The sequence below is a fragment of the Peredibacter starrii genome, from assembly GCF_034259205.1.
GTDB classification, from domain to species: domain Bacteria; phylum Bdellovibrionota; class Bacteriovoracia; order Bacteriovoracales; family Bacteriovoracaceae; genus Peredibacter; species Peredibacter starrii.
In genome coordinates, this window is record NZ_CP139487.1 from 2,229,664 (window position 1) to 2,254,372 (window position 24,709).

At 42.6% G+C, this 24,709-nt stretch carries 25 protein-coding genes; 6 read left to right on the top strand and 19 right to left on the bottom strand.

The genetic code is table 11. The features are described 5' to 3' along the window. Window positions 1-19: 19 nt before the first annotated feature. The 4 genes from SOO65_RS11385 to SOO65_RS11400 all read right to left on the bottom strand — a co-directional run bounded on the left by SOO65_RS11385 (window position 20) and on the right by SOO65_RS11400 (window position 6,066). Window positions 20-1,159 (bottom strand): winged helix-turn-helix domain-containing protein, encoded by a 1,140-nt coding sequence (locus tag SOO65_RS11385; RefSeq protein ID WP_321389721.1) that lies wholly within the window; start codon window positions 1,157-1,159, stop codon window positions 20-22. A 77-nt stretch (window positions 1,160-1,236) separates the two neighbouring features. Beyond that, entirely contained in the window at window positions 1,237-2,475 is a 1,239-nt protein-coding gene (locus SOO65_RS11390) for a TolC family protein (RefSeq protein ID WP_321389725.1), read from the bottom strand. A 12-nt stretch (window positions 2,476-2,487) separates the two neighbouring features. Then, window positions 2,488-2,931 (bottom strand): hypothetical protein, encoded by a 444-nt coding sequence (locus tag SOO65_RS11395; protein ID WP_321389728.1) that lies wholly within the window; start codon window positions 2,929-2,931, stop codon window positions 2,488-2,490. Then, window positions 2,932-6,066: an efflux RND transporter permease subunit gene (locus tag SOO65_RS11400; RefSeq protein WP_321389731.1), complete on the bottom strand. Its 3,135-nt coding sequence runs from the start codon at window positions 6,064-6,066 to the stop codon at window positions 2,932-2,934. A gap of 412 nt (window positions 6,067-6,478) precedes the next feature. Between SOO65_RS11400 and SOO65_RS11405 the strand changes: the two genes are divergently transcribed. Then, the gene (locus tag SOO65_RS11405; RefSeq protein ID WP_321389733.1) at window positions 6,479-6,817 is read left to right on the top strand and encodes a DUF3703 domain-containing protein; all 339 of its coding nucleotides are present in this window, start codon (window positions 6,479-6,481) and stop codon (window positions 6,815-6,817) included. On the opposite strand, the gene SOO65_RS11410 is transcribed toward SOO65_RS11405, so the two are convergent. From SOO65_RS11410 to SOO65_RS11420, 3 genes are read right to left on the bottom strand one after another with little or no spacing between them, the layout of a single operon-like run. Then, a complete protein-coding gene (locus SOO65_RS11410) occupies window positions 6,806-7,288 on the bottom strand; it encodes a hypothetical protein (protein WP_321389736.1) in 483 nt (160 codons plus the stop codon). The genes SOO65_RS11405 and SOO65_RS11410 overlap by 12 nt on opposite strands. A gap of 48 nt (window positions 7,289-7,336) precedes the next feature. Beyond that, window positions 7,337-7,684 carry an arsenate reductase (glutaredoxin) gene (gene arsC / locus SOO65_RS11415; protein WP_321389738.1) on the bottom strand — a complete coding sequence of 116 codons (348 nt, stop codon included), beginning with the start codon at window positions 7,682-7,684 and terminating at the stop codon, window positions 7,337-7,339. Window positions 7,685-7,693: 9 nt separating this feature from the next. Continuing rightward, window positions 7,694-10,765: a BspA family leucine-rich repeat surface protein gene (locus tag SOO65_RS11420; protein ID WP_321389741.1), complete on the bottom strand. Its 3,072-nt coding sequence runs from the start codon at window positions 10,763-10,765 to the stop codon at window positions 7,694-7,696. Window positions 10,766-10,877: 112 nt separating this feature from the next. Here SOO65_RS11420 and SOO65_RS11425 point away from each other — a divergent pair, with 112 nt between their 5' ends. Further along, window positions 10,878-11,084: a SlyX family protein gene (locus tag SOO65_RS11425; RefSeq protein ID WP_321389744.1), complete on the top strand. Its 207-nt coding sequence runs from the start codon at window positions 10,878-10,880 to the stop codon at window positions 11,082-11,084. 6 nt (window positions 11,085-11,090) lie between these two features. On the opposite strand, the gene SOO65_RS11430 is transcribed toward SOO65_RS11425, so the two are convergent. Beyond that, window positions 11,091-11,783, bottom strand: coding sequence for a hypothetical protein (locus tag SOO65_RS11430; protein WP_321389747.1), 693 nt, complete (start codon window positions 11,781-11,783; stop codon window positions 11,091-11,093). Then, window positions 11,780-12,163, bottom strand: coding sequence for a hypothetical protein (locus SOO65_RS11435; RefSeq protein WP_321389750.1), 384 nt, complete (start codon window positions 12,161-12,163; stop codon window positions 11,780-11,782). The genes SOO65_RS11430 and SOO65_RS11435 overlap by 4 nt, the downstream gene beginning before the upstream one ends. 102 nt (window positions 12,164-12,265) lie before the next feature. On the opposite strand from SOO65_RS11435, the gene SOO65_RS11440 reads away from it, so the two are divergent. Beyond that, window positions 12,266-13,099 (top strand): LysR family transcriptional regulator, encoded by an 834-nt coding sequence (locus tag SOO65_RS11440; protein WP_321389753.1) that lies wholly within the window; start codon window positions 12,266-12,268, stop codon window positions 13,097-13,099. Between the two features lie 14 nt (window positions 13,100-13,113). Here the strand turns inward: SOO65_RS11440 and SOO65_RS11445 are convergent, their stop codons facing one another. The 5 genes from SOO65_RS11445 to SOO65_RS11465 all read right to left on the bottom strand — a co-directional run bounded on the left by SOO65_RS11445 (window position 13,114) and on the right by SOO65_RS11465 (window position 18,020). After that, the gene (locus tag SOO65_RS11445) at window positions 13,114-13,896 is read right to left on the bottom strand and encodes a MetQ/NlpA family ABC transporter substrate-binding protein (RefSeq protein WP_321389756.1); all 783 of its coding nucleotides are present in this window, start codon (window positions 13,894-13,896) and stop codon (window positions 13,114-13,116) included. Between the two features lie 10 nt (window positions 13,897-13,906). Beyond that, entirely contained in the window at window positions 13,907-14,554 is a 648-nt protein-coding gene (locus SOO65_RS11450; protein WP_321389759.1) for a methionine ABC transporter permease, read from the bottom strand. Then, the gene (locus SOO65_RS11455) at window positions 14,551-15,273 is read right to left on the bottom strand and encodes a methionine ABC transporter ATP-binding protein (protein WP_321389761.1); all 723 of its coding nucleotides are present in this window, start codon (window positions 15,271-15,273) and stop codon (window positions 14,551-14,553) included. The genes SOO65_RS11450 and SOO65_RS11455 overlap by 4 nt, the downstream gene beginning before the upstream one ends. 262 nt (window positions 15,274-15,535) lie before the next feature. Continuing rightward, window positions 15,536-17,527: a ferritin-like domain-containing protein gene (locus SOO65_RS11460; RefSeq protein ID WP_321389765.1), complete on the bottom strand. Its 1,992-nt coding sequence runs from the start codon at window positions 17,525-17,527 to the stop codon at window positions 15,536-15,538. Between the two features lie 52 nt (window positions 17,528-17,579). Then, the gene (locus tag SOO65_RS11465; RefSeq protein WP_321389767.1) at window positions 17,580-18,020 is read right to left on the bottom strand and encodes a group I truncated hemoglobin; all 441 of its coding nucleotides are present in this window, start codon (window positions 18,018-18,020) and stop codon (window positions 17,580-17,582) included. A 104-nt stretch (window positions 18,021-18,124) separates the two neighbouring features. Here SOO65_RS11465 and SOO65_RS11470 point away from each other — a divergent pair, with 104 nt between their 5' ends. Both SOO65_RS11470 and SOO65_RS11475 read left to right on the top strand, forming a co-directional pair. Next, entirely contained in the window at window positions 18,125-18,535 is a 411-nt protein-coding gene (locus tag SOO65_RS11470; protein ID WP_321389770.1) for a hypothetical protein, read from the top strand. 70 nt (window positions 18,536-18,605) lie between these two features. Further along, window positions 18,606-19,310, top strand: a complete 705-nt coding sequence (locus tag SOO65_RS11475; RefSeq protein ID WP_321389773.1) for a LysE/ArgO family amino acid transporter — start codon at window positions 18,606-18,608, stop codon at window positions 19,308-19,310. Here the strand turns inward: SOO65_RS11475 and SOO65_RS11480 are convergent, their stop codons facing one another. The 5 genes from SOO65_RS11480 to SOO65_RS11500 form a co-directional block, all read right to left on the bottom strand. Next, window positions 19,311-20,168, bottom strand: a complete 858-nt coding sequence (locus SOO65_RS11480; RefSeq protein WP_321389776.1) for a JmjC domain-containing protein — start codon at window positions 20,166-20,168, stop codon at window positions 19,311-19,313. Between the two features lie 22 nt (window positions 20,169-20,190). Further along, window positions 20,191-20,658 (bottom strand): DoxX family protein, encoded by a 468-nt coding sequence (locus tag SOO65_RS11485; protein WP_321389779.1) that lies wholly within the window; start codon window positions 20,656-20,658, stop codon window positions 20,191-20,193. Between the two features lie 125 nt (window positions 20,659-20,783). After that, window positions 20,784-20,996, bottom strand: a complete 213-nt coding sequence (locus SOO65_RS11490; RefSeq protein ID WP_321389782.1) for a hypothetical protein — start codon at window positions 20,994-20,996, stop codon at window positions 20,784-20,786. Between the two features lie 161 nt (window positions 20,997-21,157). Further along, window positions 21,158-22,000, bottom strand: coding sequence for an aspartoacylase (locus SOO65_RS11495; RefSeq protein WP_321389785.1), 843 nt, complete (start codon window positions 21,998-22,000; stop codon window positions 21,158-21,160). Then, window positions 21,997-23,487, bottom strand: coding sequence for a RimK family ATP-grasp domain-containing protein (locus SOO65_RS11500; RefSeq protein ID WP_321389788.1), 1,491 nt, complete (start codon window positions 23,485-23,487; stop codon window positions 21,997-21,999). Before SOO65_RS11500 ends, SOO65_RS11495 begins: the two co-directional genes overlap by 4 nt. 57 nt (window positions 23,488-23,544) lie before the next feature. Between SOO65_RS11500 and SOO65_RS11505 the strand changes: the two genes are divergently transcribed. Then, window positions 23,545-24,678, top strand: coding sequence for a GNAT family N-acetyltransferase/peptidase C39 family protein (locus tag SOO65_RS11505; RefSeq protein WP_321389791.1), 1,134 nt, complete (start codon window positions 23,545-23,547; stop codon window positions 24,676-24,678). Window positions 24,679-24,709 lie beyond the last annotated feature (31 nt).

The window sequence follows — 24,709 nt, forward strand, 5'->3', positions numbered from 1 at the left end:
TGAGAAGGCCCTTAACGAGTTACTGTAATTGAAATTTCTCAAAGCGCTGAAGTTCCGTTTCTATCTGCTTTTTAAAGGTCGCAGATTTTTGTTTTGGTAACCATGTCCACTTCTGAATTAAAAGTTTTTTTAATTGGCGATCAGTTTTAAGATCTATAACTGCCACGATTTTGTCACCAATGAGAATTGGCAATGCAAAATAGCCATAAACCCGTTTTTCTTTTGGGATGTAGGCCTCAAACAAGTGCTGATAATCAAAAAACAGATTTAATCTTTTTCTTTGAATAATTAAAGGGTCAAAAGGAGAAAGGATATGGACCAACTCATGATCTAAGGTCACTTTTTTCTTCAGAAGTTCTGGTCTCATCCAATGTTGAACTTTTTCTGCACCATCTATGAGGACTGGGATTAGGTCTTGCTCATCAATCTGTCTTTGAATCAAGGCCTTCATGGCGGCCTTTCGAGATGGCTCAAGATGGCAAATGGAATCAAGACTTACGATAGCTTGAGATCTTAATGCTCGCTCTAGTAAATATTCATTTAGCTCTTCTTCATTAGCTCGTTTAGGCCTTTTGTCCCAATTAAAGTGACGATCAGCCAACTCATACTTCTTTAACATGCCGATACGTTCACTAATAACCAGTTTCCCTTGGTTAAATCCTAATTGAAGCGCTTTCTTGGATGGTTTTCGACTGGCCCAAGCGTGATCTTTTTCTACTAAGACATCATCTTGAATGTCTCGAATGCTAATCGGGCCATCCTTTTTGATAAGACGAAATAATTTCTGCAGATCTTCTTTTTTTACGCTGTCATACCAGGGATGGGGTGACTTCACATTTTTTTCCATCCGGCCCCGGAAGAATCGATAGTCCTTTATCGGCACATAGGCCAAGGCATGGGTCCAATACTCGAAAATGGTTTTATCGTGGGTTTGAGCTTGGTAAAGATGCTTTTGATGATAATCGGGGATGCGTGAATACAAAATGTGATGATGACAGCGTTCAATGACATTGATGGTATCGATTTGAACGTAACCTAGATGCTCAATTACCTTGGTGGTGGCGGAAGGACCTTTTCCGAAATAATTTTTCTCATGAAGTCCTTGAGCGGAAATCCAAAGTGCCTTGGCCTGGCCTTTCATTATCTTTTCCGATTTCATCAACTTTTTCCTACTGATTATTTAATTAAAAATTAAAATATTGGCCGAGACTTTGAATGTCCCGGCCAGTAAAAGTGTTAATTTCCACTAAGACTCATCAGATACAGGGCCTCTGCCGTTGCAAACTGATAGTTCTTTTTAACTTCAGCGAAGTTCTCTCGAGCAGCAATCCATCTCTGATTGGCCTGGAGAACATCTGGAGAGTTTTTGATTCCTTTGGAATACTCTGTCAGAATACTTTCTTTGTAATCATCCATCAGCTTCACGTTGTCCTCAGCTCCATGAATAAGAGTGTGAGCAAGCTCAAGCTTCTTTTTCGCGTTTTGAGTTTCACGTTCAACTTCAAGCTGTTGAGAGCGAATTTGGGCCGCCTGGGCCCTAACAAGTGAGGACTTGGCCTGCGCCTGCTTAATTCCTTCACCTCCATCAAACAAAGGAAGAGTGAATCTGAAACCGAAGGTCACATCATTCCGCTGGCCCACATCAGGATACTCACGTTCCTTTTGAGTGAATCGTAAAGCGTAACCATAAAGTTCTAAATTAGGCGTCCACCATTTGGCCGCTTGCTTTTGCTCCAGACTTGCCACTTCACTTAAAAGATTCGCTTTTTGGATGAGCATTGAGCTTCCCACTGAGGGTGAGAGTGTGTCTTCTTTTCCGTGTACAGGATGTGAATTCACAAACTGAATCTCAAGTCCATTATCAGGATTTTGACCGAGAAGAGTCGCGATCATTCTTTTCGCCACGCCTTCTTCATACTTTAAACTTTCAAGTTCCTGGGTCAGTTGTATTTTCTGTTGTTGGAAATCCAAAAGATCTGTTCTGGTGGCAAGTCCCGCGTTGATTCTTTTACGGGCCCCTCTTAAGTTCACTTCATTGGAATCTATTGCTTTAACGAGGATGTTCTCAAGTTCAATGATGTAAGCGTAATGTGCCATGGCCTTGCGGACTTCAGAGATGATAAGAGAACGCGAAATCTTTGTTTCCACATTCGCGATCTCAGCTTCTTTATTTCGCTTTTCATTTTCAACCGAATCACGTCCAGAGTTAAAGACATTGATCTTGGCCTCAACACCACCATACGGTTGGTTCACCCAGTAATAAGGTCCAGTGGTATATTTCTCACGACCGTAGAGAGTTGTGATCTTGGGTAAAAAGGATCTTGTTAAAGAACCTTTTAAGGTCTCAGAAGCGTGAAGCCTTTCCTTAAGAGTTGTGAGATTTGGATTTTGTTCAATCAATTCATTAATAGTCGTCTCATTGAGAGTCGTGGCGCTCAATGGTAAACTTATTAATAACAATAATAACCATTTCATAAAAACCTTTTCTTAGTCGAGATTTGAAAAACCGACGAACAATTTCTGCGTTCCTTTAGTTAGAAACAAATCAATGTTGAATGGTTTATATTCAACTTGTGGAAGTTGCGCCTCGTAGTGGTTTCCGGCCTTCTTGAATTTGAAGTCTCCGAAGTAAGTGAACTTACCTTTTTTCTTTGCTTCTAATTTCGCTTCTACTTCATTTCCAAAAGCCGCGAGATCCATAAGGTTCATTTTGTTATCGAAAAGATAAAGGCTCAGCTTTCCTGAAGCAGCACGAACTAATTCGGCCTTAAAAAGAACTTTGGCATGGTCACCTTTGCCTGCCTCGGCCTTATCAACGATAGGGGAAGTAATTCCACCAAATTTACCACCCTCGGTAAGTGAACCATGTCCACCTTCGTGCGCGAAAGCTGAAAGATTTAGAATCATAAGTGCCGTGATTAATAGTTTCATTTAAAACTCCTCATTTTTTAATTGTTCATTTTTATCAATATATCTTTGTGAAGCATTTTTACCAAAGAGATAAAACACCGCCGGTGTTACGAAAAGGTCCAGTAGGGTAGAAGTCAAAAGACCTCCCACGATTACAACGGCAACGGGGTGGAGAATCTCTTTCCCGGCCTCGCCTTTTGCGAATAACAATGGAGTTAGGGCAAGAATGGCAGTCAGGGCCGTCATGAGAACGGGGACAAGTCTTTCTAGAGTTCCCCGGATAATCATCGCTCGACCAAATTTTTCACCTTCTTCCGTCATAAGATGGAGATAGTGAGAAATCATCATAATCCCATTTCTTGAAGCGATCCCACAAAGAGTCACAAAAGCAATGAGCGAAGCGATCGAAAATGACCTTTCTGTCAGATAGATGGCCCCTACACTACCAATGAGTGCGAGCGGAATATTGAGCATAATTTGAAACGAGAGAACTGCCGAATTAAAGTGGAAGTACAGAATCAAAAAGATCAATAAAAGAGAGATAAGACCCAGCCAGATCATTTGCTGAGAAGACTTCATCTGACTTTCAAACTGGCCCCCTACTTCCATATGATAACCTTCCGGCCACTCAATTTCTTTTGAGGCCTTCTCGATTTTTGACACCAGTTCCCCAAGATCAACTCCGTGTGAGTTTGCAGAAACCACAAGTCTACGTTGCAGACCTTCACGATTAATCATATTCGGGCCACTGCCTTTATAGACGTTTGCCACGTCTTTAACTTGAATATGATCACCAGTCGGAAGAAGTCTCAAACGAATGTTCTCAATGGTCTCTGGATTTGAACGTGATGGTTCATCCAGTCTCAGCATGATTCCGTGAATCTGCTGACCTTCAATGACGTTACCGACACTGTAACCATTCAGCATGGCCTCCATGTCCTGTGCCATGGAACCAGCACTCATGCGGGCCCTCTTCACTTCTTCTTTATCAATGAAGATCTTGAGTTGTGGGATTTGTACCAGCGGTTCCACTTGGAGATCTTCCAGACCTTTAATGTCTTTAATTTTTTCAAAAATTTCCCCACCCAGACGACGAAGTTCAACAATGTCTGGACCGAAGATCTTTAAAGCAATCTGTGAACGAACACCTGAAAGCATATGATCCAGGCGATGTGAAATTGGTTGACCCAGGTTTACAAACACTTCTGGCCATACAGATTTCACCTTCTCTCGGATGTCGTTGAAGATTGCTTCTCTGGGCCTTTCTGATTTTTTGAAATCAATGTCGATCTCGTTCCAGTTTACACCTTCGGCGTGCTCATCCATTTCTGCTCGGCCCACACGACGGGTAGTTGATTTCACTTCCGGGATCGTTAAGAGGGCCTTCTCTACTTCAAGACCTTTTCTGTTTGATTCAGTCAAAGAAATACCAGGAGTGGCCTGTAGGCCCAGTGTCGCTGAACCTTCATTGAAGGCCGGCAAGAAATCTCTTCCCATGAAAGGAACTGCTGCGACTGCGATGAAAAACATCACAGTTGCGCCACTCATAATGAGATAGGGTCTATTTAAAGTGTGATCCAAAAGTTTTGCGGCCCACTTTTTGAGCGTCCTAACTGTAAGTCCATCTTTCTCTTCTTTAATAGATTCAGCATTTCTACCAAGGAGGTAGTAGCAAAGAACTGGAGTAAGCGTCAGCGAGACAAACAGAGAGGCCAGAATAGAAATAATGTAAGCATGACCCATAGGTGCGAAGAGTTTTCCTTCAAGTCCACCTAAAGCGAACAATGGAATGAAAACCAGAACCACAATGATGGTTGAGAATACAATGGAATTCCTTATTTCTTTTGAGGCCTCATAGATAACTTTCAAGACCGGCCTAGGATTGGAAAGATGTTTATTCTCATTTAGACGTCGGTGAACGTTTTCCACGTCCACAATGGCGTCATCCACGAGTTCCCCAATGGCAACTGCAAGACCTCCAAGTGTCATGGTGTTTACACTGATTCCAAAAATCTTAAAGATAAGAGCTGTTAGCACAAAAGAAAGAGGAATGGCCGTAAGAGTGATAAATGTAGTTCTCCAGTTAAGTAGGAACAACATCAGGATGATCACAACCATGATCGTTCCGTCTCTTAAGGCCTCAGTCACGTTTCCGATGGCGTTCTCAATAAAGTGAGACTGTTTAAAGAGGTCGGATTTAATCTCTACACCACTTGGGAGTGACCTTTTGAGATTCTCCAATTCTTTCTCAATTTGACGAGTAAGAGAAGTTGTTTCGGCCGTAGGTTGCTTCTGAATGGTCATCACAACTGATGGGACACCATTGACTGAACCGTTTCCTCGTTTAAAGTAGGCCCCTACTTTAACTTCTGCGATGTCCTTCACTTTTACTGGATTTCCCAAATGTAGACCCACGAAGGCCTCTTCAATGTGCTTTACCGTTTCTGCACGGCCAATTGTTCGGATGAGATATTCCTTCTCTCCAATATCAATGAAGCCCCCTGAAGTATTGTGGCCAATTTCAGCAAGAGAGTGTTTTAGGTCTTCAATGGTAAGACCCTTCGCCTGAATTTTTTCGGCCGACACGAGAATCTGATACTGCTTAAGATCACCACCAATTGTAATGATCTGACTCACTCCAGGAATCGCCAGGAGTCTGGGCCTGATGGTCCATTCCGCCAATGTCCTGAGTTCCATGGGACTTACATCTTCTTTGGGAGAAGTGAGACCCACAAACATAATTTCACCCATAATGGATGAACTTGGAGTCATAACGGGAATAATTCCTTCCGGTAATTTCTCACGAGCGAGCTGCAGTCTTTCCGACACAATTTGACGGTTTTTAAAAATGTCAGTACCCCAATCGAATTCAGCATAAACAATCGAAATACCCGCACCGCTACTGGAACGGATTCGCACCAGACCCGGTAGACCATTTAGAACGTTTTCAATTGGCATGGTCACCTGAACTTCTGTTTCTTCAGGTGCCAGTCCTTTGACTTCTGTCATGACCGTTACAACCGGTCGATTGAGATCAGGGAACACATCTACCGGGAGCTTTAAGGCCTCCCATGTTCCGATGATCAAAAGAATAATACTTACTGCTATAACAGCAAGTCGTTGGCGCAGGGCCAATTTAATAATTGAATTAAGCACAACAAGTCCTTACTTAGATTAAAAGCGAAAACAAGAATGAAAGGACTAGGCTATAGGAGGATGAAAGATGGTGGATTCGAACTGTGAGATTTGGAGCTCATCAGTGGGAAAAAATTCTGTACTTGGAATAGAGTTCGGTCCGCTTAACACAACGGAGTCTTGAGGCAATATCTTGACGTGATTCACAGGAGAGCAGTGACAATGGTTCTGAGATAAGGGCGACTTATCTTCATGATCGTCATGATGTTCCATTTCAATTGAATGAGATGGCTCAACTTCAAAATTGCAGCAATCAGCAAAAACGCTGGTGGAAAAAAGAATGGTGAAGATTAAAAATAAGGCCTTCATTATGATAGAATTTTAGCCTAGGTTTCTTTCACAAGGCAAATTTAAATTAACTAGTCAGGAAAACATGATGTTACGAGAGAAGAAATTTGAAGATGAGTTGCAGTTTTATCGTTTGGCCCTTACATCAAAGGACAACACTAAGGTTCGCCATCATTTGGGACGAGCTCATGTCCTTTCTCAGAACTCAACTTTGAAGCACCTTTATGTACATGCTTTAATGTTTGGTTTTGCTTTGAGGACATTTGATTTGAAAGAAACTTTTGGACAAATTCTTCGTTTAGTTGTCACAGTTCCTGGCCATATGATTGGAAAAGTTCCGAGAGGCAATATTGGTTGGAGCACAGTGGGACTTACACAAGTCATGCAAGTCCCGGAGGATTTAGAGTCAGTACTAACGGAGTGACTTTAGATATTTGAAGATCTTCGGAGCTTCAGCAAGGTTGAGCTTCGCTGTTCTAATAAGGTCAACCAACTCAGCTTGCTTGATAAGACCCTGACTTAGTTTTTCACATCCTACCGATTCAACCGGATCAGTAATTTTGTAAACTGATACGTGTTGAGGCCACAAGTTATTTTCAAGATTACTTCCGCCAGCACAAAGAGGAATAAAATGATCAATCTTGAAAGTCGCGCGGTCACCACTTAAACGGTAACCTAAGTTATTTCTGTATGAAATGAAGATGGCCTCTTTTGTGAATGAATTCACAGCGCGCTCACAATAAGCAATTTGCTCTGGGTAGCGGTATGAATCAGCGTGATCACAAAGTGAGCCTGGAGTTAAACGAGGATCTGGATTTTTCGGATAGGCCATCGGAACGGCAGCGTTAGCAGTAAGTGTGAACAGAGTAAGAGCTAGAACAGCAATTCTTTTCATTCAGGCCTCGATGTTAATTTTCGAGGTTTATAGGGCAGGGATTGGCCGTCAGTCAATAAGACTTAGGACATTTTCTGGTGGGCGTCCTATAACTGCTTTATTGCCTTTTAAGACAATAGGGCGTTCAAGGAGCTTTGGATGATCCAAAAGAGCTTTAATGACGTCCTGAGAGTTATTTAGATCGATTTTAAGGGCCTGGAACTCTTCTTCTTTCGTTCGAACCATTTCTTTGGGGTGAATATTTAAAGTCTCAATAATTTTTAGTAAGAGCTCGCGGTTCAAACCACCATTGAGGTACTCAATGATTTCTGGTTCGATTCCGTGTTCTTTGAGGATGGCCAGAGCGTCTCGGCTTTTAGAGCAGCGAGGGTTGTGAACGATTTGAAATTTTGTCATTTAATTCTTCTATTGAGGGAAATTGTTATTGACCGTCCAGCCTCTATTGCTGAGAGCGACCTGTGCATTAGAATCAAAGATTGCTGGATTGTAAACTGTTGGAGCTTCTAGCGTGATGCCGACACCTGACTGACCAGTTAGGGCAGCACGAACTAGAAAGTTACTCCAATTTGTAACATCAATATCACTTTGATAGAACATGTCTATTACGTTATCAACCTGGCCAAAATCCCAACTTGACGTATCTGGATTTGCAGAAGTGGCACCATAGAACATGTAAGTCATCATCGTCACATTTGATGTGTCCCAATTCGATGTATCAGGATTTGCGACCGTGGCGTACTTAAACATGCTATCCATTGATACTACATTGGCCGTGTCCCAGTTGGATGTATCTGGATTGGCAATGGTAGCACCATTGAACATATTATGCATTTCGATGACGTTGCTAGTGTTCCAGTTAGATGTATCAGGGTTGGCAATTACTGCACCTTGAAACATACCACCCATGTTAGTTACATTTCCAGTGTTCCAGGTCGCAGTATTAGGATTTGCGGATGTTGCATTCCGGAACATGTATCTCATAAAAGTAACCTGAGAAGTGTTCCAATTCATAGTGTTTGGATTGGCCGCAGTTGCACCGTCAAACATGCTTTCCATTAATGTAACATTACTCGTGTCCCAATTTAATGTATCAGGAGTAGCAGACGTGGCATTATAGAAGAGAGAAGACATGTTAGTTACACTTGATGTGTTCCAATTCATAGTGTTTGGATTCACTTGAGGGGCCTCACTAAACATCGAGCCCATATTAGTTACTTGATTGTATACACCACCATTGAATACAGTTAAATTGAGACAACCTTTAAAAGCTCCATAAAGATTTTTCCATCCCATTTCACCAAAGTCAGTGACCTCTTTGATTTTATCTTTTGATCCTCCACCGTTAAACGACCAGGCCTCCATGACACCAATGATGGTCATAGTATAGTTTCCGGCGGTGGCATATGTGTGAGAGGCCACATTACCAGTGAAAGTTTCGGCAGCTGAACCATCCCCCCAATCAACTTTAAAATTATAAATGTTTCCGGTTGGTAGTGGGAGATTGATGGTCTCATTAGCTGATGTCGTTTGCCATTTAGAGATGAAGGGCGCTTTTACTCGGTAGGCCACAGATGTTGAGGTACAGGGCGAACCATTTCCAGCTTGATCATATTGTCTTGAGTAAAATTGATATTGCTGAACCCCTAAACCAGACACAGTCAAAATGTGAGAGGTTGTTGAAATTGGCAATTGAGTCGCCAATGTCGAACAAGAAGCATCATAATAAATTTTTACCTGTCCACCAATTTCAAGATTGCTCGCTTGAATATAAAGTTGTTTGTCGTGAGCAGCGTCGGCCGTGGGTGAATTGCGGGTAATGGTTGGCTGCACTGGGGCGGTGTAATCAATCAAAATGGTAGTTGCCTGATTGTGAACAGGTAGACCCAAATGCTGGACCACCAGATTCAACACCCCTTCAGGAATTCCTCCGGCCACGGTGTAACTGATTTGATAAATAGTCCCACCCTGCGGGGTAATAGTCGCATTATTTCCATTTAACATTGCGGTCAATGGTAAAGACGTATAGTTGGAGGTGAAGTTGATAATGATCGTATCACCCATTTTAGCAAAAGAATTATTGGTCATGTTACTTGAGGTAGCGCTGACTCCCGTGATTTGAACTGGCTGATAAGTATAGTTTACGGGAGACGAACAAGACGAGATGTTGCCTGCCGGATCCGTTTGTTTCACATAGATTGTATGGTTACCCTGCACCAGTGGACTTGATGTGATGATTGAAGTAGAGCCAGTGTAAGTTCCGGATTGAATACTCATTGAGCAGGTCGGATCAGAATAAAGACTAAAGTTCGCGTTGGTCGCGAGGTTACTCACCTGGAAGGTCGGAGTGTTGTCATAAGAAGGACTAATAACTGGATCGATAAGTGTTATGTTCGGAGCTGTAATCGGTGGGTAATAGTCGACCCCTGATCCTGTCGTTATTGCGCTATAAGCATTTCCTTCAGCTGTAATTTCAAAACTGATCACACCTGCTGGTTCAGAAGAGGTCAGTACGCGAGTGACCGTATATGTGTTACCTGAACCTGTAACTGTGGCCGGAACCGAATTGATAGTAGCTGAAAATGTCGCCGGTCTATTCGTTGTAATATTTAGATAAACAGAGTCTCCAGACTTTGCAAAGGCCGGATTAGCGTTTGAAGAACTGATTGTAATTGAATTTAGAACTAACGCTTGAGAACCTCTTTGGCCAAAAAGATTTACTGTATAGCCATTACTGTGAACAACCGAAATTGCATCACTTGAAGGATAGGCAAGCCCCCATGGGAAATAGTGACGAACTTTTCCAGTGGAACAATTTCCATCAAGAAAAGTTTCAACCGCGGTGGCATATATCCCTTCAGAATTTCCGTAAGGCAATCTTATGTCGGTTGATAGTGTTCCATTAGGTGCTGATCTGGCCGCGATACAAGGACTGTTCAAACCAACATCTGAGTTAATTGCAGATTTTGATTCATAGCTCACTAGCCTTACTCGATAAGATTCAATCAGGCCGCGCTGAGAATCATCACAGGTGCTTCCAAAACCTGAAACGCTTGAGATGTTTTGACAAGACGTTAGACTTAACGTTGCAATCCCGGCGGTCGCCCTGAAAGTCGCCGGAACGAAAGCATCATTTTTACAGTTATTACTATTGATCGAAATTTCTACGGTGGCTTTTGGGTCTTTTAAATTAGCATTAGATTCACCACAAAGAAAGTTTCCATGTAATGCTTCAACACCGTCCCAACCAACCGCTTTGAAGTTATAGTCACCATGTTCGAGTGTGATGTTCTTTGTGGTAGATTGAAATGAGATGGCCGCAGTTGTGTTTTTAGTTTTATTAGTAATGTAGACCATCAGGCCACCAGTTGAGCCTGTAATGGAAAATGAACGCGATACTGATAGCGTTGTATTTGTTCCTTGACCGCCGGAACAACCCCAGAGTGAAAGCAAAATTAGAATGAAACTAAAGACCTTCATTAGTGAGACTTATCGGAACTTCCCCAAGGAAATTTATCTAATTAATCTTATAAAAATGGGCGGACTTGTCGGGTAATTAGGGGTTTGGTAAGGTAACTTTAAGGGGACCTATATGGATGAGAAACGTATTATCGACTTGGAAATCAGATTTTCACATCTGGACGACTTTATTGATCAACTTAATAAGATTGTTACAGACCAACAGAGAACAATTGATCGTTTGGAAAAAGAGATTTTAGATCTTAAACGTTCGGCCACTGGTGGAAGTGGAGTAGACAGCACCCGAAGTTTGAAAGACGATAAGCCTCCTCATTACTAATAAAAGTTAGAACCCATCCATAAAGTCTTTCAGGTACTTCTGCTCCTTCTGAGACAAATCTCCGAAAGGCGGCATGTGGGTATTCTTCACCATAAAGTCGATGGTAATTCCGTTTTGTCTTGTTAAAAAGCCTCTGGAGAAGAGGCCTTGATCCTGATGGCACTTCATACAGGCCGGTAGGGTCAACGGCGTATTACTGATCTTGCCCTCATGACGGAAAGGTACATCGCCCACCTGATTCTGGGCCGAATTAATATTTTCGAGTTTCCCGTAGAGTTTAATTCTTAGATTTAAAAGTCCCACTTGAATTTTTTCTCCAAGAGAATTGAATTCCATGGGGCGAATAGCTCGGGGCCCATTCGGGTGACACATAAAACAAGAGACTTTAAAAGGCACTTCTTTCTCTTTACCGGTGAATTCATTCACACCGGGAGCGAGTTGATAGAAACGAGTCTTTTCATTTTTAACGGTAATGACGAGCTTGTCCCAATTCTCTTTTTTGGGAGTGAGGCCTTCATGACTCTGTCTCATGATCCACACATCTTGACCATCTTTCCATTGCCATGTGATTTCATTGTAAACAATGGCATCTTCTGCGGTTCTTGATTCGGCCGATGCAAAAGTAATAGGTGATGTGAGAAATTTGTAAGATGCGATCACTCCCAAAAAGAGAGTGATCGCAAAAATGGCAATTTTCATTGATAGTCGCAGCTTAAGTAAGTTTCTTTACCATCAAAAGAAAGTTTTGAAGTCATAGTTGTGAAGGACTTATTGTTACAATTACGACGATTACATCCGCCACCTGGCTCATAAAGTTTATAGCTGATAGTAAGATCGGCCTTGGCCCCTTCAGGACTCATCATTTCATACTTATAGATCTTATATAGGGTATCGTTTGTGACTGAATATGCACCGTTAAGTGAAGTTATTTTTCCGTTCTCATTTAATGTTCCAATCGCCTCTTGATTTGATTTGTCCTGAACAGTAATTTGAACTCCCTGCCCATTAGAACAGTTATACCCCGCGACAGCTACCTGAGAAATGAGGGCCAGACCTAAAATTGCTAGAGATTTATACATTTGCCTCTCCTTTTGTTGTTATGTGGCTCTTTTAAGTTACAAATCTTTCTGTTATTTATAAAATTAATTGATTTAATCCAGTCATTAGAATAATTAATAGGTATGAAACTATCTAATTTGGGCCTTATGGCCTTCCATCAATGTGCTGTTAGTCTGAATGTCACTATTGCCGCTGGTAAACTGGGGATTACTCAATCTGCTTTGTCTCAGCGACTTGCTGCGCTGGAGAGTGAATTAGGGGTGACTCTTTTTATCAGAGATCCTAAGGGCCTGATCCTTACTCAAGAAGGAGCACGCCTTCTGCGATACACGCAGTCCTCTGAAGGACTTGAGAATGAACTTTTGGATGAAATAAGAGGTAGTAAGGAACTTGGAGGGGGCATTCGTATCGCGGGTTTTTCTTCGGTATTGCGATCAATGATCATTCCTTCTCTTAGTCCATTTTTAAGAAAACACACCAAGGTCCATGCGGATTTTCAGTCTTATGAAATGCAAGAGCTCCCTAAAGTTCTTCTAACGGGAAGAGCAGATTTTATTATTTTAGACTATGAGATGAATAAAAAAGGCATACTTCAAGAGAATCTTGGTTTTGAGGAGTATGTGGTGATTGAAAGCTCTAAGTACAAGTCTCCGGAAGATGTGTATCTGGATCATGGCCCAGATGACAATGCCACAGAGTCATTCTTTCATTTTCAAAAGAAGTCTCTCCCTTACCGTCGTTCATTTATGGGAGACGTTTATGGGATTATTGAAGGAGTGGAAGAAGGGCTAGGGAGAGCGGTGATGAGTCGACATTTAGTGGAGGACAATAAAAAGGTGAAGATTCTTAAAGGGTATAAACCTTATAAAAGACCAGTGACCCTTCACTATTATGAGAGGGCCTTTTATCCAAAACTTTTCCAAGAGATTGTGCAAAATTTAAAAGGGCCGGCATAACCGGCCCCATATCACTACCATCCACGTGGCAGTTTATATCCCTTAAATCTATTCTTAGCGTATTTTTTGAAACCTTCTGAGTTCAAAGCTTTTTGAACTTCTTGAATATGGGCCGTTTTAACATCGGCCGTTTTCGTCACTGCCCAGTTCACATAAGCATCACTCTTTTCTTGGAAGAGAGCTTCTGTGAGTTTCAGCCCTGAAAGAGTGGCATAGTTACCGTTGATAATGGCAAAGTCCACATCTTCACGAGAGCGCGGAAGTTGGGCCGCCTCAAGTTGCACAATCTTAATCCCTTTCAAGTTCTTCGCGATGTCTCCCGGAGTAACTCTTAAAAGATCTGCTTTCGCAGGAAGCTCAATCCATTTAAGATCAGCAAGGATCACAAGCCCGCGTGCCAGATTGCTTGGATCATTGGGCACTGAAACTGTTGTCCCTGCCTTCACCTGATTAAGCGCTTTTGACTTCCCTGCATAAAGACCCAGTGGAGCAGTTGGAACTTGAGAAAGGGCCGTCAGTTTAAGACCTTTCTCTTCAGCAAATTGATCGAGGTAAGGTTTATGTTGGAAAATATTCACATCAAGTGCACCTTGAGCAAGAGCAATATTTGGTGTCACGTAATCAGAAAATTCTACCAGGCGAACTTTATAGCCTTTCTTTTCAAGTTCTGGACGTAGACCATCTTTCACGAGTTCGGCGAAATCTCCCGGCGTTGTTCCGATCACGATTTCTTTTGAAGAAGGATTGTAAGCAAAGGCATTTAATGAAACTAAGAGTAATGCAATAAAGGTTTTCATTTAGTGACTCCTAACGACGATTAAAGTGAGAGGCGAGACGCCCACCCAATAGTTGAATAATTTGAACTAGCACTATGAGAACGACGATCGTGATGATCATCACATCTGTCTGGAAACGGTAGTAACCATAGCGAATGGCGAGATCTCCAATTCCACCGCCTCCAACAATTCCGGCCGCAGCTGAATATGAAAGAAAACTTACAGTAAGTGTTGTGAAACCAAGAATGAGAGAAGATCTGGCCTCGACAAATAAAACACTGAAGATAATTCTTGGAAGACTTGCTCCCATGGATTCAGCGGCCTCAATTACTCCTTTAGGAACATCATTAAGTGCAAGTTCCACGATCCTGGCAAAGTAAGCGATGGCAGCGATAGATAATGGAACTGAAGCAGCAATCGGCCCGATGGTGGTCCCAGTAACGAAACGAGTAAAAGGTCCAACTGAGATCAGAAGAATCACAAAGGGAAATGATCTGACGATATTGATCACGGTTCCGACGACGAGTGAAAGAATTCTGTTCTCTCTCAGCCCACCTTTTCTCCATAAGAAAAGATAGGTACCAATAATACTTCCAAAGATAAGTGCCGCAATGAGGCCAATGGAAAGCATGGTCAGAGTTTCTTGAAGCGCTTGAAGAAGTTCAGGTAGTAAGTTCATGCGATCTCCAGAAATGTTTTGCCAAATTCGGTAGTAGGGTGAATTTCGCTATTAAGAACATCCAACTTTTCATGGACAAGGCCATCTTTCATGAGTGCAACTCGGTTACAAAGTCGCTTCACAATACTCATGTCATGAGTGGCGATAATAATAGTGATTCCAAGTTCCTTATTAATTTTTTGAAGATAGTTAATCACCTCAATCTTCGTAATAGGATCGAGTGCACTGGTTGGTTCATCCGCAAGGAGAAGTTCCGGGTGGTTCGCAATTCCACGAGCAATCGCCACACGTTGCTTCTGGCCGCCGGAGAGTTGATTTGGATAAGAACCTGCCTTCTCAAAAAGTCCCACCGTTGTAAGACACTCTTTCACGCGAGCATCGATGTCGTTTTTGTTCCAACCTGCAAGTTTAAGCGGGAAGGCCACATTATCGGCAACAGTCTTGTTTGTCAGAAGATTGAAGTGCTGAAAGATCATCCCAATTTTTTGGCGACTCTTACGAAGATCATTTTCTGATTTTGCCATCAGGTCTTCATTATTTAAGAGTACTTTTCCGGTGGTCGGACGCTCTAATAAGTTAATGGTTCTAAGCGCGGTGGATTTACCTGCACCTGAAAGACCAATCAAACCAAAGATCTCTCCTTGATTGATGGTGAGATCAATCCCCTTCAAAACCTCTGTCCCGTGAAAGGACTTGGTAATGGATGATAACTGAAGCATAAGTCGAACTCCTCAAAAGGAATCAACCGGTTCAAGTGCGAATGTAGGTGGCAGTGTAAAGAAGAAAGAGAAGAATCTCTTTCGCGCTTTAGCTGTTTTTCGCCCGCAAGCTGCACTCAAATCGGCGTTTTAAATTTCATTCTTTACTGCGTGCTAATTCGTCATGAATCCGAGTGGATTCCAAGGTTTAATTTAAATTAGCAACAACAACAGCAAAGTCTGTTCATATGATGCGCATACTAACAGCGGTTTTTTGGCCTGTCTAGACAGAATCTTTGAAACCTATAATTGAGTGGGTGCTGTCACAAACTGGTTTATTTTTTGAATGTCCACAACGGCAAAGCCTCACATTTTCAGTTCGTAAGACCACTCGACCTGTACCGGAACAGATTTCTAAATTGCCGGAAACTGAAAGAGGGCCGTCATTCAAGCGGTTGATTAATAGTTTTCCATCACGGGATTTTAGTTCAGTCGCATCGGCCGTTTCTGGTTCACCGGTGGCCAAGAATCCCACCTCTTTATGGGTGTGATCGCAAAATGGTTTCCGTTTGGACTGGCCACAACGACAGAGAGTGGCCCGGAAGCCTTCTGGTTTACCATCGACTTCTAAATCGGCAAGAAATGCATAGGGACCATTTTCATAAAGCCTAATCACATTCACAGGTGGAGCTTTTTCATCCTCTAATTCAGTTTTGCTTTTATAGGTCAGCGCACCTGAGGGACACTCTTTAATCACGGCCGCTAGTGATTCTGGTCTAGAATTTTCAGGAAAGAGCCATTTACCCGGAGTATTCGGTTTAAAGGTTTGGATCATCTCCGTAACACAGTGGCGGGAGTGAATACACTTATGAGCGCAGAACGAAATTTTAATTTGCTCAGATTCGGCGGTTTCCAAGACCTCATTACTTTGAGGTAAATCTTGAGGTCGATCACTCTTATCGGTTTGAGTGGGAGTCATATTATTTCTTCGGGCGACGAGGCGATTCATTTTTTCACGGGTCTTTTTCATTTCCTGAATCACATGCTCCAAGCGATCAATACAATGATTAAGACTTGGCTTTTCGGGACAGGCCATGCTCGCAATCTCATGCTGCATTTTACTTAGAACTTGATCGATGGCCGTGGCCCGCTCGAGCATGATGTCGAATTCATTCTGTTTGGCGAGGGGATTAAGTGTCCTCACCATGGCAAAACTCATTCCGGCAAAGAGGGTTGGATTATCTTCCGTGGCCGGAATGAGAGTGAGTGTTTCACCAATCACGGCCATTATGTGCATAAAGGTAAAGGAAATTTCTAGTATTTCATGCTTCTCGACTCTGTCCCGATCTTCTACGAGATAAACTTGTGTCAGCATTCTTAGCATGGCCCCGTAAAAAGCATTCGCGAGATCCATATACTCTGCACTTAGAGGGTGGGTCACCCACACCCGATTCTCTTTGATGATGGGTTCTCTCATCACTGGGTTTCGTGCCACGTTTCGACCAGGTTTGAAATTGGGATTCTCTTTGAGTAATTGTTCATACTCAGCCTTGATTTTACTGAACTTATCAAAATGAGAATTCTCAATTGTAGTGGCGCCTTCGCCTTGAGTAACAATGGTTTCAATTGCTTTTAATGCAGAGGCCTTATCGTGGACTGAAATAAAACCAGGGAGGGGGGAATCCGCAGGGGTGATCTGCCGGTCACGATTACCGCAGAAGAGTTGTTTCTCTCCTAAATTATGACAAAGATGAATAAAGGCATTTCGAATCGCTTCATATAAATCACCGACAGTTTTATAATCGCCGGAATTGGGCATGAGTCTTCCACGAGGGGGACGTCGGTGATAATCAACAGAAGGAGTAAAAGACTGCCCATCATTAACTTCATAATTTTGTGGACGCTCTAGATAAATGAAGTGATCAAGAGTTTCCATGGTAAATGGTGCGAGTTCTTGCACGAGTCCTGAAGGATAGTATCCGGCCGCCACTGGAAAATTTGGACGCATGAAATTAGGAGTTCCACCAATAGAAGAAACGAGGTTGGCCACCAGACTTAAATGTGTCATCTCTTCCAGGCACACACTTAAAATCACTTTGCGCCAGCGTTCAATGGTCTCCAGTTCCTTGTCGCTCACTCCCTCACTGGGTGATCGCTTGAGGCTAAAGAGAGCGTATAAGTAGAGGCACATGAGATTATGCTCGAGTTCTGCGGCCTCAGATAGGGCGCCAAAGAGATGGATGCGTGACTCAATGACTACGTCTTCACTACTCATGGCCTGAATATAGGAAGAAGCCTTGAATCAAGTCATTATACTTGGCGGAATCTTACTTAGTCTTACTGGAACGGATCCAGCCGAAAAGTTTTCGAATGGTGCGATAAATGGGACGCATGATTTGATCAATGAGGCTTGTTTTGCGGGTGATAATATCTGGTGCATGAGATGCTACAAAGTTCATGATGAAGGCCGTGTCTTCCTTGCTAACACCTCGGTCAAGAAAGACCTGGCGAAAAGCGATAGCAATTTCCGCATATTGGAACTTCGTAATACCCATTCGAGCGTGAACTTCTTTAACATTCCCGCCCTCATAAAGATCGGGGCCACCAATGGCACGGATTAAGTAATGAGTCTGTTGGCGAGAGAGCCATTCCAGGTCTACCCCAATGAAATGATAGGCAATTTCCGGATGATCAAACATCTCCAGGTAGAGCCCATAGATGCACTGATGGAAGAAATCGTAGCCGCCGTATTTCTCGTAGATTGTCATATTATTCCATTATGACATGAAGCTTCTGGCATTCAAGCCCTGATTTACTTCCCAAAGGGTTTATGGAATAAAAATTGTCCACATTTCTTTACCTGAGGGGAAATATGAAAATTTTAGTTTTAGCTGCTGCTTTATTAACCATGAGCTCTGCGTTCGCTACAGAGCTTAAATTTAAGTGCGAAATGAAAGACGTTCACTACATGAACGAATTCTCACTTGAGGCAAAAGTCGTGTCACTGGATGCTGACAAATTTGAGAACGTTGAATTTGATTTCACTCTTAAGAAAGCTGGATTCAATACAGAGCTCGAGCGTCTTGTTGTTAATCGTACTGGAGACATTAAACATTTTGAGGCCGGAACATTTGGTCAGAAGAGAAGCGTTGGTCTGATCTCTGCTGTCAAAGGTGCTGAAGTTGAAATGGTGAGTCTCTTCATCGATTTCGCTGGTCCGTTCCATTCACAAATCCGTTTGTTGAACGGAATGACTTATTACGGGTCTTGTTATTCTCTCTAATCTTTACATGAAATAAAGGTGCCTCCATTAGAAGACTTCCCTAGAATTCGTCCCTACCAGGGGGCGAAGAATGGGAAGTCTTTTCTTGGAAGGATTGGTACTGCAAGCAAGTTTGATTTTTGCTTTAGGCGCACAAAACTTATTTGTATTAGAGGCCGGTCTTCAACGTCGTCACCATCTTACTGTTTCGTTCGTCTGCTTTTTCTGCGATTTTATTATGATCATGCTAGGGGTCGCCGGAGCAGCAACTCTCTTCGCTAAATTTCCAGAATTTAAAATCGGGATTGGTATTCTTGGTGTTTCTTTCTTATTCACCTATGGCGTAAGTAAAATTTTTGCTAAGCCCGAGACCGCACCTGAGGCATCTTCCAAAATCATTGAGACCTCTCTAAAACGCAGTATCATCCTGGCCGCAACCTTTAGTATCTTGAACCCTCACGCTTATTTGGACGCATTCATCTTAATTGGGGGCTTCTCAACGAAGTATGATTCTTTAAATGATCGTCTCATTCTGGGCTCAGGAGCTGCGTTCTATTCCGGGCTATGGTTTGTCCTTCTTTCGAGTTTCTCGTCCAAAATGAAGCCCTTTCTCAATCAACCAGTACGCATGCAAAAGGTCATGGCCATTGCAGGTCTCGCATTAGTTATCCTTTCAGGCAAATTAGGAATGGACGTTGTGAACTGGATTAAGATGGAATTTCACCACGAGCTGGCCGTGAGTATCCTTCAATATCCCATGCCACCGGGGAACATGTTTACTTCAATTCTATTCTAATTACTGATGAAGTCTCTTCTTCCACAAGAGATAACTTTCCAGATATTCCTTAGAGCCCATTTCTTCGGCAAGATTTTTACCCAGTTTACCCATGGCCTCTTGATAGAATTTGATTTCTTCTTCGAAGTCATCAAAAGTCATGTGAATAGGCATGCGAGTGCGCCAGAATGGTTTTTGTGCCAAATACTTAGGAAGATACTGAACCATATCAATGGCCGACGAAGGCATGATGCCAATTGAAATGTGCATGGATTCTTTTTGAGTCTTTGCGATATGCCACCAGCCCGATGGGATATACAACCAATCACCTTCATCTAAAGTCACATTGATTTCAATGGGAGTTTTTTCATTCTCATAGCCCAAGTTTTTAGGAATGGAGCTGATGAGTGGATTCGGGTGAACTGTATTGGGGCGAATTGTGTAGGCCTTGCTACCTTGTACTTGAATGATGAAGACTTCCTCAACGTCATAGTGCCAACCAAAGGCATTATGGCCCTCAGGGGTGCAATAAAGCTGAATATCAACGTCTGAATGGAATGAACGAGCAAAGTCCTGAGCAATGGCGTTGAACATCGGAGAAGCTTTTTCAGCATAACGAACCAGAAGAGTGTGTCCCTTTTTGTGATGCTCTTTTGCTTCCTTAGAATCGATGTCCACGTAGTCTTTGATGACTTTTCCGTCTTGAACAATCCTTAGGACCGATTTTTTTGTATCAATAATGTCTTCAACAACTTTCCAGTTGAGAATTTCTTTGAAGTCAGTTGCCCCGTGAGTTTTGGAAAAAGGCAATCGGGTAAAGTGCTTAGGTAAGAAACTAAGGTTTGGGTCTTCACCCAAGAGCTTTCTAAGGATGTTCATGGCCCCCACTATAGCGTGGAAATTAGTCTAAGGCACCTTTTCCTTTACTGATGGCAATATGACCTGACCCCAAAAACATAATGGCCACGGCACCCAGAAAATAAAGGGCATTGAGTTCAATCATCCAACCGCCAGTAGGAGAGATGTCATTTAATTCTGCGGCATGGACTAAAAGAATTGCGACCAGCATATCGAAGGCAATCAAGAATCCGGCGAAGCGCACTTTATACCCAAGGATGAGTAGGATAGGTGCAATCACTTCTCCTAAAAATACTCCCCATGAGAAGAGCGCTGGCATTCCCACACTGCTTAAGGCCTCTCCGATTTGATCCGTACCGTAGAGTACCTTATGCATTCCGTGAAAGAGCATGAGCCCGCCGATGGCGACTCGTAGAACAAGTCTTCCGACATCGTCTTTTTGAAAACGGATGACATCTGTAATGTCATAGTCAGAACGCTCAGACGTATTTATATCGTTGGTTTTTTCCATAAAACCTCCTCGATACAAAAAATTTTAGCGCTATGAGAGAGAAGAGAAATTTAAGAAGTGGTAAAGGCAGAAATAAAAAGGCCCACCTTTTCAGGCGGGCCAATTTTAATTTGATTTAATTCAAATTACTGAGCAGCAGGAGCGTCAGCTGGAGCAGCTTCAGCAGGTGCAGCTTCAGCAGGAGCAGCTTCAGTTGGAGCAGCTTCTGGAGCTGGAGCAGCTTCAGCTGGAGCAGTTTGCTCAACAGTTGTACCTTCTGCAGGAGCAGCTTCTTCTTTTTTGTTACAAGCAACAGCTAGAACAACTAGAGCAGCAGCGATTACTAAATACTTAGACATAAAATTCTCCTTTTTTGATTCATCTTTTTTAACAATTAATCAGATGATCCTAATTCTTGATTGAATACCTATAAATTTAGCGAAACTCTTTTACCTCCGCAAGAGGCTACCTTTAATATTTTTAACAGCTTGATGCGGGTAACTTGTTGCGCGCTGCAGTGCTAAAAATTCATAGTTTTTTTGCGACAAAGGGTAAAGGCCAGAAGTTGCGGATAGTAAGCAGCTTCATTGATAAAAATGGGGTAAAGCCGTTCCTTTGTTTCCAGAGAGAGCTCTCTGCCATCGAAGGTTTTGAAAGGTGTATAGCGTCCTTCAATGGCCCTAAAATCTTGTCCCTGGAATGCTGGATGGATATAACCATCAAGCTCGCTATTTTCATTCTGAGGATAAAAAATATCCTCTATTTCTTCATAAATTTCCAGGGGGCCGCCCGTCAATGTGGCCAGAGTCGAAATACCCCTTAAAACTTCCTTTAGTACTTGCACTGTTCCTTCGAGAACTGGGCCACTAAGTACGCCATTTGCAACGGGTCCGACCTCAATCATCATGCCAAAATCTGACTGAGAGGCGAGATACTTTTTTGTTGGATCAGGTGAAACGATGACACGGCAATCGGGAAGTGTTTTGGTCATTTCTCGTGCGACATGAAAGTTTGTCGGTTGGTTATGAGAGATGATGACGGTGTTTCCCATGTTGGACGTGGTGGTGTGAAGATCAATCACAAAACATGGTTCTGCATCAATCATTGCTTTCAGTTCTTTCGCGCGGTGATGCTCAAAAGAGTTTGGGCGATCTTCATGCAGAAATTGGAAAGCACGATTCAGATCTTCGTCTTTAAATCTCTTGTTAATTTTAAATGCTTCCGGATTGGCCAGAATGAAATGGAGATCAAGATCTTTAAATTCTTCAGTGAGGGCCTCAGCGTATTTTTTGACCGCATAGATTCCAGTCCATTCATTGCCGTGTGTACCGCCAAAGATCAGGACTTTCCTCAATGCTTTCATCTTTTCTCCTCAATTCTCCTCACGAACTCATGAATGACATTGTGATACAGGTCCATTCCGGAGATGGCGTCTTCTACATCTGCATCAATATTTGGATTGTCGTTAATTTCAATGACGTAGGCCTTACCATTTTTTTCTTTCACGTCTACACCATATAAACTATCTCCCACAAGATGAGAAAGTTTCAGCGCAGTATTGATGACGTGTTTCGGCACTTTTGAGATAGGGAAGGTCTCGGCCTCACCTACATGAACGCCTTTTTTCACTTTTTTGCTATGGTCGTAAATCTGCCAGTGACCCTTCGTCATATAGTACTTGCAGGCAAAGAGAGCGCGATCGTTAAGGACCCCGATCCTCCAGTCAAAATCAGTATAAAAATATTCCTGGGCCAAAAGGAGAGCGGTCTTCTTGAAAAGATCATCCGTCACTTTGATTAATTGTTCAGGACTTTCAACTTTAAAGACACCTTTAGAAAATGAACCATCCGGAATTTTAATGATCATCGGAAGGCCAATCTCATCTACCGCCTGTTTTAATTGCTCCGGACTACTACTGCTTAAGATAATGGTCTTAGGAGAGTTGATGTTGTTCGATTTTAAAAGATTGTGCATGTAGATCTTGTTAGTACAACGAAGAATCGACATCGGATCATCTATCACCACTAATCCGTCAGACTCGGCCTTCTTAGCGAAGCGATAGGTGTGATGGTTAAGAGCGGTGGTTTCACGAATAAAAAGCGCATCGTATTCAGCGATGCGGGCGTAGTCTTTCTTCTCAATGAGCTCAACTTGAACGTCATTTTCTTTACCGGCCTTAATAAAATTGGCCAGGGCCTTTTTATCACTTGGAGGAAGGGCGTCCGCGGGATTGTGAAGGATCGCAAGATCATAGCGATACTTTTTCTTCGCCTTCGGTTTTCTCCAGATCTTTCCAGAGTAGTGATCAAGGGCCGAAGCAAACTTATCTTCATCTGTATTTGAAAGAGCGTTTAAGCTTCCCGGTCTGATCGAGTGAATTTCCCATTTCTTGTTCCACTCAAAATCCACGTGAAGGATAGGGGCAGGGAAGAGATCAAAGACCTGTCTTGCCACGTCCTGAAGTTGTTCACGATCAGTTCTTCCGAAAAAGATAGTGATGGAAAAGCCTTCCGAAGGGTTTTGGTTTTTAAAGGCCTTTTGAATGGCCATGTCGAGATCTTCAGTTTGCAGGTTATAAAGAAACGATCTTGAAAGATCGTTTACGGCCTTCACTGATGGAATAACGGAATGGCCCCGGGCCTCGGCAAGGAGAGAACAGTAATAACCATTACTAAGGTATTTATAGTTACGGCAGAGATTGATGATCTTAATTCGCTCTTTATTGCCGTCTTTTTCGAAACGGCCCTCATCCCAATTGACTAGATAGTCTTTCGGAGTCATGAGTTGTTCCACCGGGTAATAAGAGTTCCAGTCCTTCAGTTTCTCGACAATGACAATAATACGGGCCACGTGCCTTCCATGTTTTGAATTATCTAGTACAATAGCAGAAGCAGAATGAAGGCCTCAATGAAAAATAAATTAAAATTCGAATCCCAACTAGTAAAAATACGGAAAGCAAAAGTAGGCGATATTCCGGCGCTTCTGATTTTAGAAAATGCATGTTTTAACTACGACCAACTTGGTCGAAGAAACTTTCATTGGATGATTAAAAAGGCCCATTCCATTCTCCTTGTTCTTGAATACAAGAGTGAACTGATTGGTTATGGGCTAGTTCTTATTAATAGCGGCACTAGTCTTGCTCGTCTCTATTCCATTTGTACCTTAAAAGAATTTCAAGGCCATGGTCTGGCATCGAAGCTCATCCAGGAGCTTGAAGTGAAGGCCGCTCAAGATGAGGACTGTGCTTATCTTCGTTTGGAAGTGAAAGAAAACAATCGCGGCGCCATCAAGCTCTACGAAAAACTTGGTTATGTAAAATTCACTGAGAAAGAAGACTATTACGACGATGGGCAAACTGCTTTATGTTTTGAGAAACGAATTCGTGTTCTTAAAAAACGCCCAGGCCTGGATGTTCCCTATCATCAGCAAGGAACAGATTTTACCTGCGGCCCTTCCTGTCTTCTGATGGCGATGAAGACTTTCAATCCAAAATTTGAAATGACCTTGTCCAATGAGTTACAGATCTGGCGAGAGGCCACTACGATTTTTATGACCTCAGGACACGGAGGTTGCGGACCTCATGGCCTTGCCTTGTCTGCTTGGCGCCGAGGATACAAGGCAGAAATGTACCTCTCTCATAGTAACGTTCTTTTTTTGGATTCAGTTCGAAGCCAGGATAAGAAAAAAGTTATTGAACTGGTTCACAAGGACTTTGAGAAAAGAATTTCCGAAACCAACATCAAGGTTCATCGCAAACGTCTGACTTTAAGTGACTTAAAGGAGATATTGAAGGACGGAGGAATTCCTCTCGTTCTAATTACCACTTATCATTTTGATAATAACCGGGCCCCTCATTGGGTAGTGGTTACGGCCTACGATGATAACTTCGTTTACATTCACGATCCGGATCAACATTCTCCGGAAAATCACATTGGTGTTATCAGCCGCATTCATATTCCTATTCAAGAGGATCAATTCTTAAAGATTTCCCGCTGGGGGAAAGATCGCATGGCCGCAACAGTGGTTGTTTATCCAGAGTAGTTTACTACAGAAAGTTTTGTCAGTTGTATCG

Excerpts from the sequence above, each read along its gene's own strand:
- SOO65_RS11450 (WP_321389759.1), bottom strand. The coding sequence starts at position 14,554 with ATGAACTTACTACCTGAACTTCTTCAAGCGCTTCAAGAAACTCTGACC.
- SOO65_RS11395 (WP_321389728.1), bottom strand. The coding sequence starts at position 2,931 with ATGAAACTATTAATCACGGCACTTATGATTCTAAATCTTTCAGCTTTC.
- SOO65_RS11505 (WP_321389791.1), top strand. The coding sequence starts at position 23,545 with ATGAAAAATAAATTAAAATTCGAATCCCAACTAGTAAAAATACGGAAA.
- SOO65_RS11485 (WP_321389779.1), bottom strand. The coding sequence starts at position 20,658 with ATGGAAAAAACCAACGATATAAATACGTCTGAGCGTTCTGACTATGAC.
- arsC (WP_321389738.1), bottom strand. The coding sequence starts at position 7,684 with ATGACAAAATTTCAAATCGTTCACAACCCTCGCTGCTCTAAAAGCCGA.
- SOO65_RS11430 (WP_321389747.1), bottom strand. The coding sequence starts at position 11,783 with ATGAAAATTGCCATTTTTGCGATCACTCTCTTTTTGGGAGTGATCGCA.
- SOO65_RS11460 (WP_321389765.1), bottom strand. The coding sequence starts at position 17,527 with ATGAGTAGTGAAGACGTAGTCATTGAGTCACGCATCCATCTCTTTGGC.
- SOO65_RS11425 (WP_321389744.1), top strand. The coding sequence starts at position 10,878 with ATGGATGAGAAACGTATTATCGACTTGGAAATCAGATTTTCACATCTG.
- SOO65_RS11445 (WP_321389756.1), bottom strand. The coding sequence starts at position 13,896 with ATGAAAACCTTTATTGCATTACTCTTAGTTTCATTAAATGCCTTTGCT.
- SOO65_RS11440 (WP_321389753.1), top strand. The coding sequence starts at position 12,266 with ATGAAACTATCTAATTTGGGCCTTATGGCCTTCCATCAATGTGCTGTT.
- SOO65_RS11465 (WP_321389767.1), bottom strand. The coding sequence starts at position 18,020 with ATGACAATCTACGAGAAATACGGCGGCTACGATTTCTTCCATCAGTGC.
- SOO65_RS11420 (WP_321389741.1), bottom strand. The coding sequence starts at position 10,765 with ATGAAGGTCTTTAGTTTCATTCTAATTTTGCTTTCACTCTGGGGTTGT.
- SOO65_RS11385 (WP_321389721.1), bottom strand. The coding sequence starts at position 1,159 with ATGAAATCGGAAAAGATAATGAAAGGCCAGGCCAAGGCACTTTGGATT.
- SOO65_RS11470 (WP_321389770.1), top strand. The coding sequence starts at position 18,125 with ATGAAAATTTTAGTTTTAGCTGCTGCTTTATTAACCATGAGCTCTGCG.
- SOO65_RS11475 (WP_321389773.1), top strand. The coding sequence starts at position 18,606 with ATGGGAAGTCTTTTCTTGGAAGGATTGGTACTGCAAGCAAGTTTGATT.
- SOO65_RS11410 (WP_321389736.1), bottom strand. The coding sequence starts at position 7,288 with ATGAAAAGAATTGCTGTTCTAGCTCTTACTCTGTTCACACTTACTGCT.
- SOO65_RS11490 (WP_321389782.1), bottom strand. The coding sequence starts at position 20,996 with ATGTCTAAGTATTTAGTAATCGCTGCTGCTCTAGTTGTTCTAGCTGTT.
- SOO65_RS11435 (WP_321389750.1), bottom strand. The coding sequence starts at position 12,163 with ATGTATAAATCTCTAGCAATTTTAGGTCTGGCCCTCATTTCTCAGGTA.
- SOO65_RS11495 (WP_321389785.1), bottom strand. The coding sequence starts at position 22,000 with ATGAAAGCATTGAGGAAAGTCCTGATCTTTGGCGGTACACACGGCAAT.
- SOO65_RS11480 (WP_321389776.1), bottom strand. The coding sequence starts at position 20,168 with ATGAACATCCTTAGAAAGCTCTTGGGTGAAGACCCAAACCTTAGTTTC.
- SOO65_RS11405 (WP_321389733.1), top strand. The coding sequence starts at position 6,479 with ATGATGTTACGAGAGAAGAAATTTGAAGATGAGTTGCAGTTTTATCGT.
- SOO65_RS11390 (WP_321389725.1), bottom strand. The coding sequence starts at position 2,475 with ATGAAATGGTTATTATTGTTATTAATAAGTTTACCATTGAGCGCCACG.
- SOO65_RS11455 (WP_321389761.1), bottom strand. The coding sequence starts at position 15,273 with ATGCTTCAGTTATCATCCATTACCAAGTCCTTTCACGGGACAGAGGTT.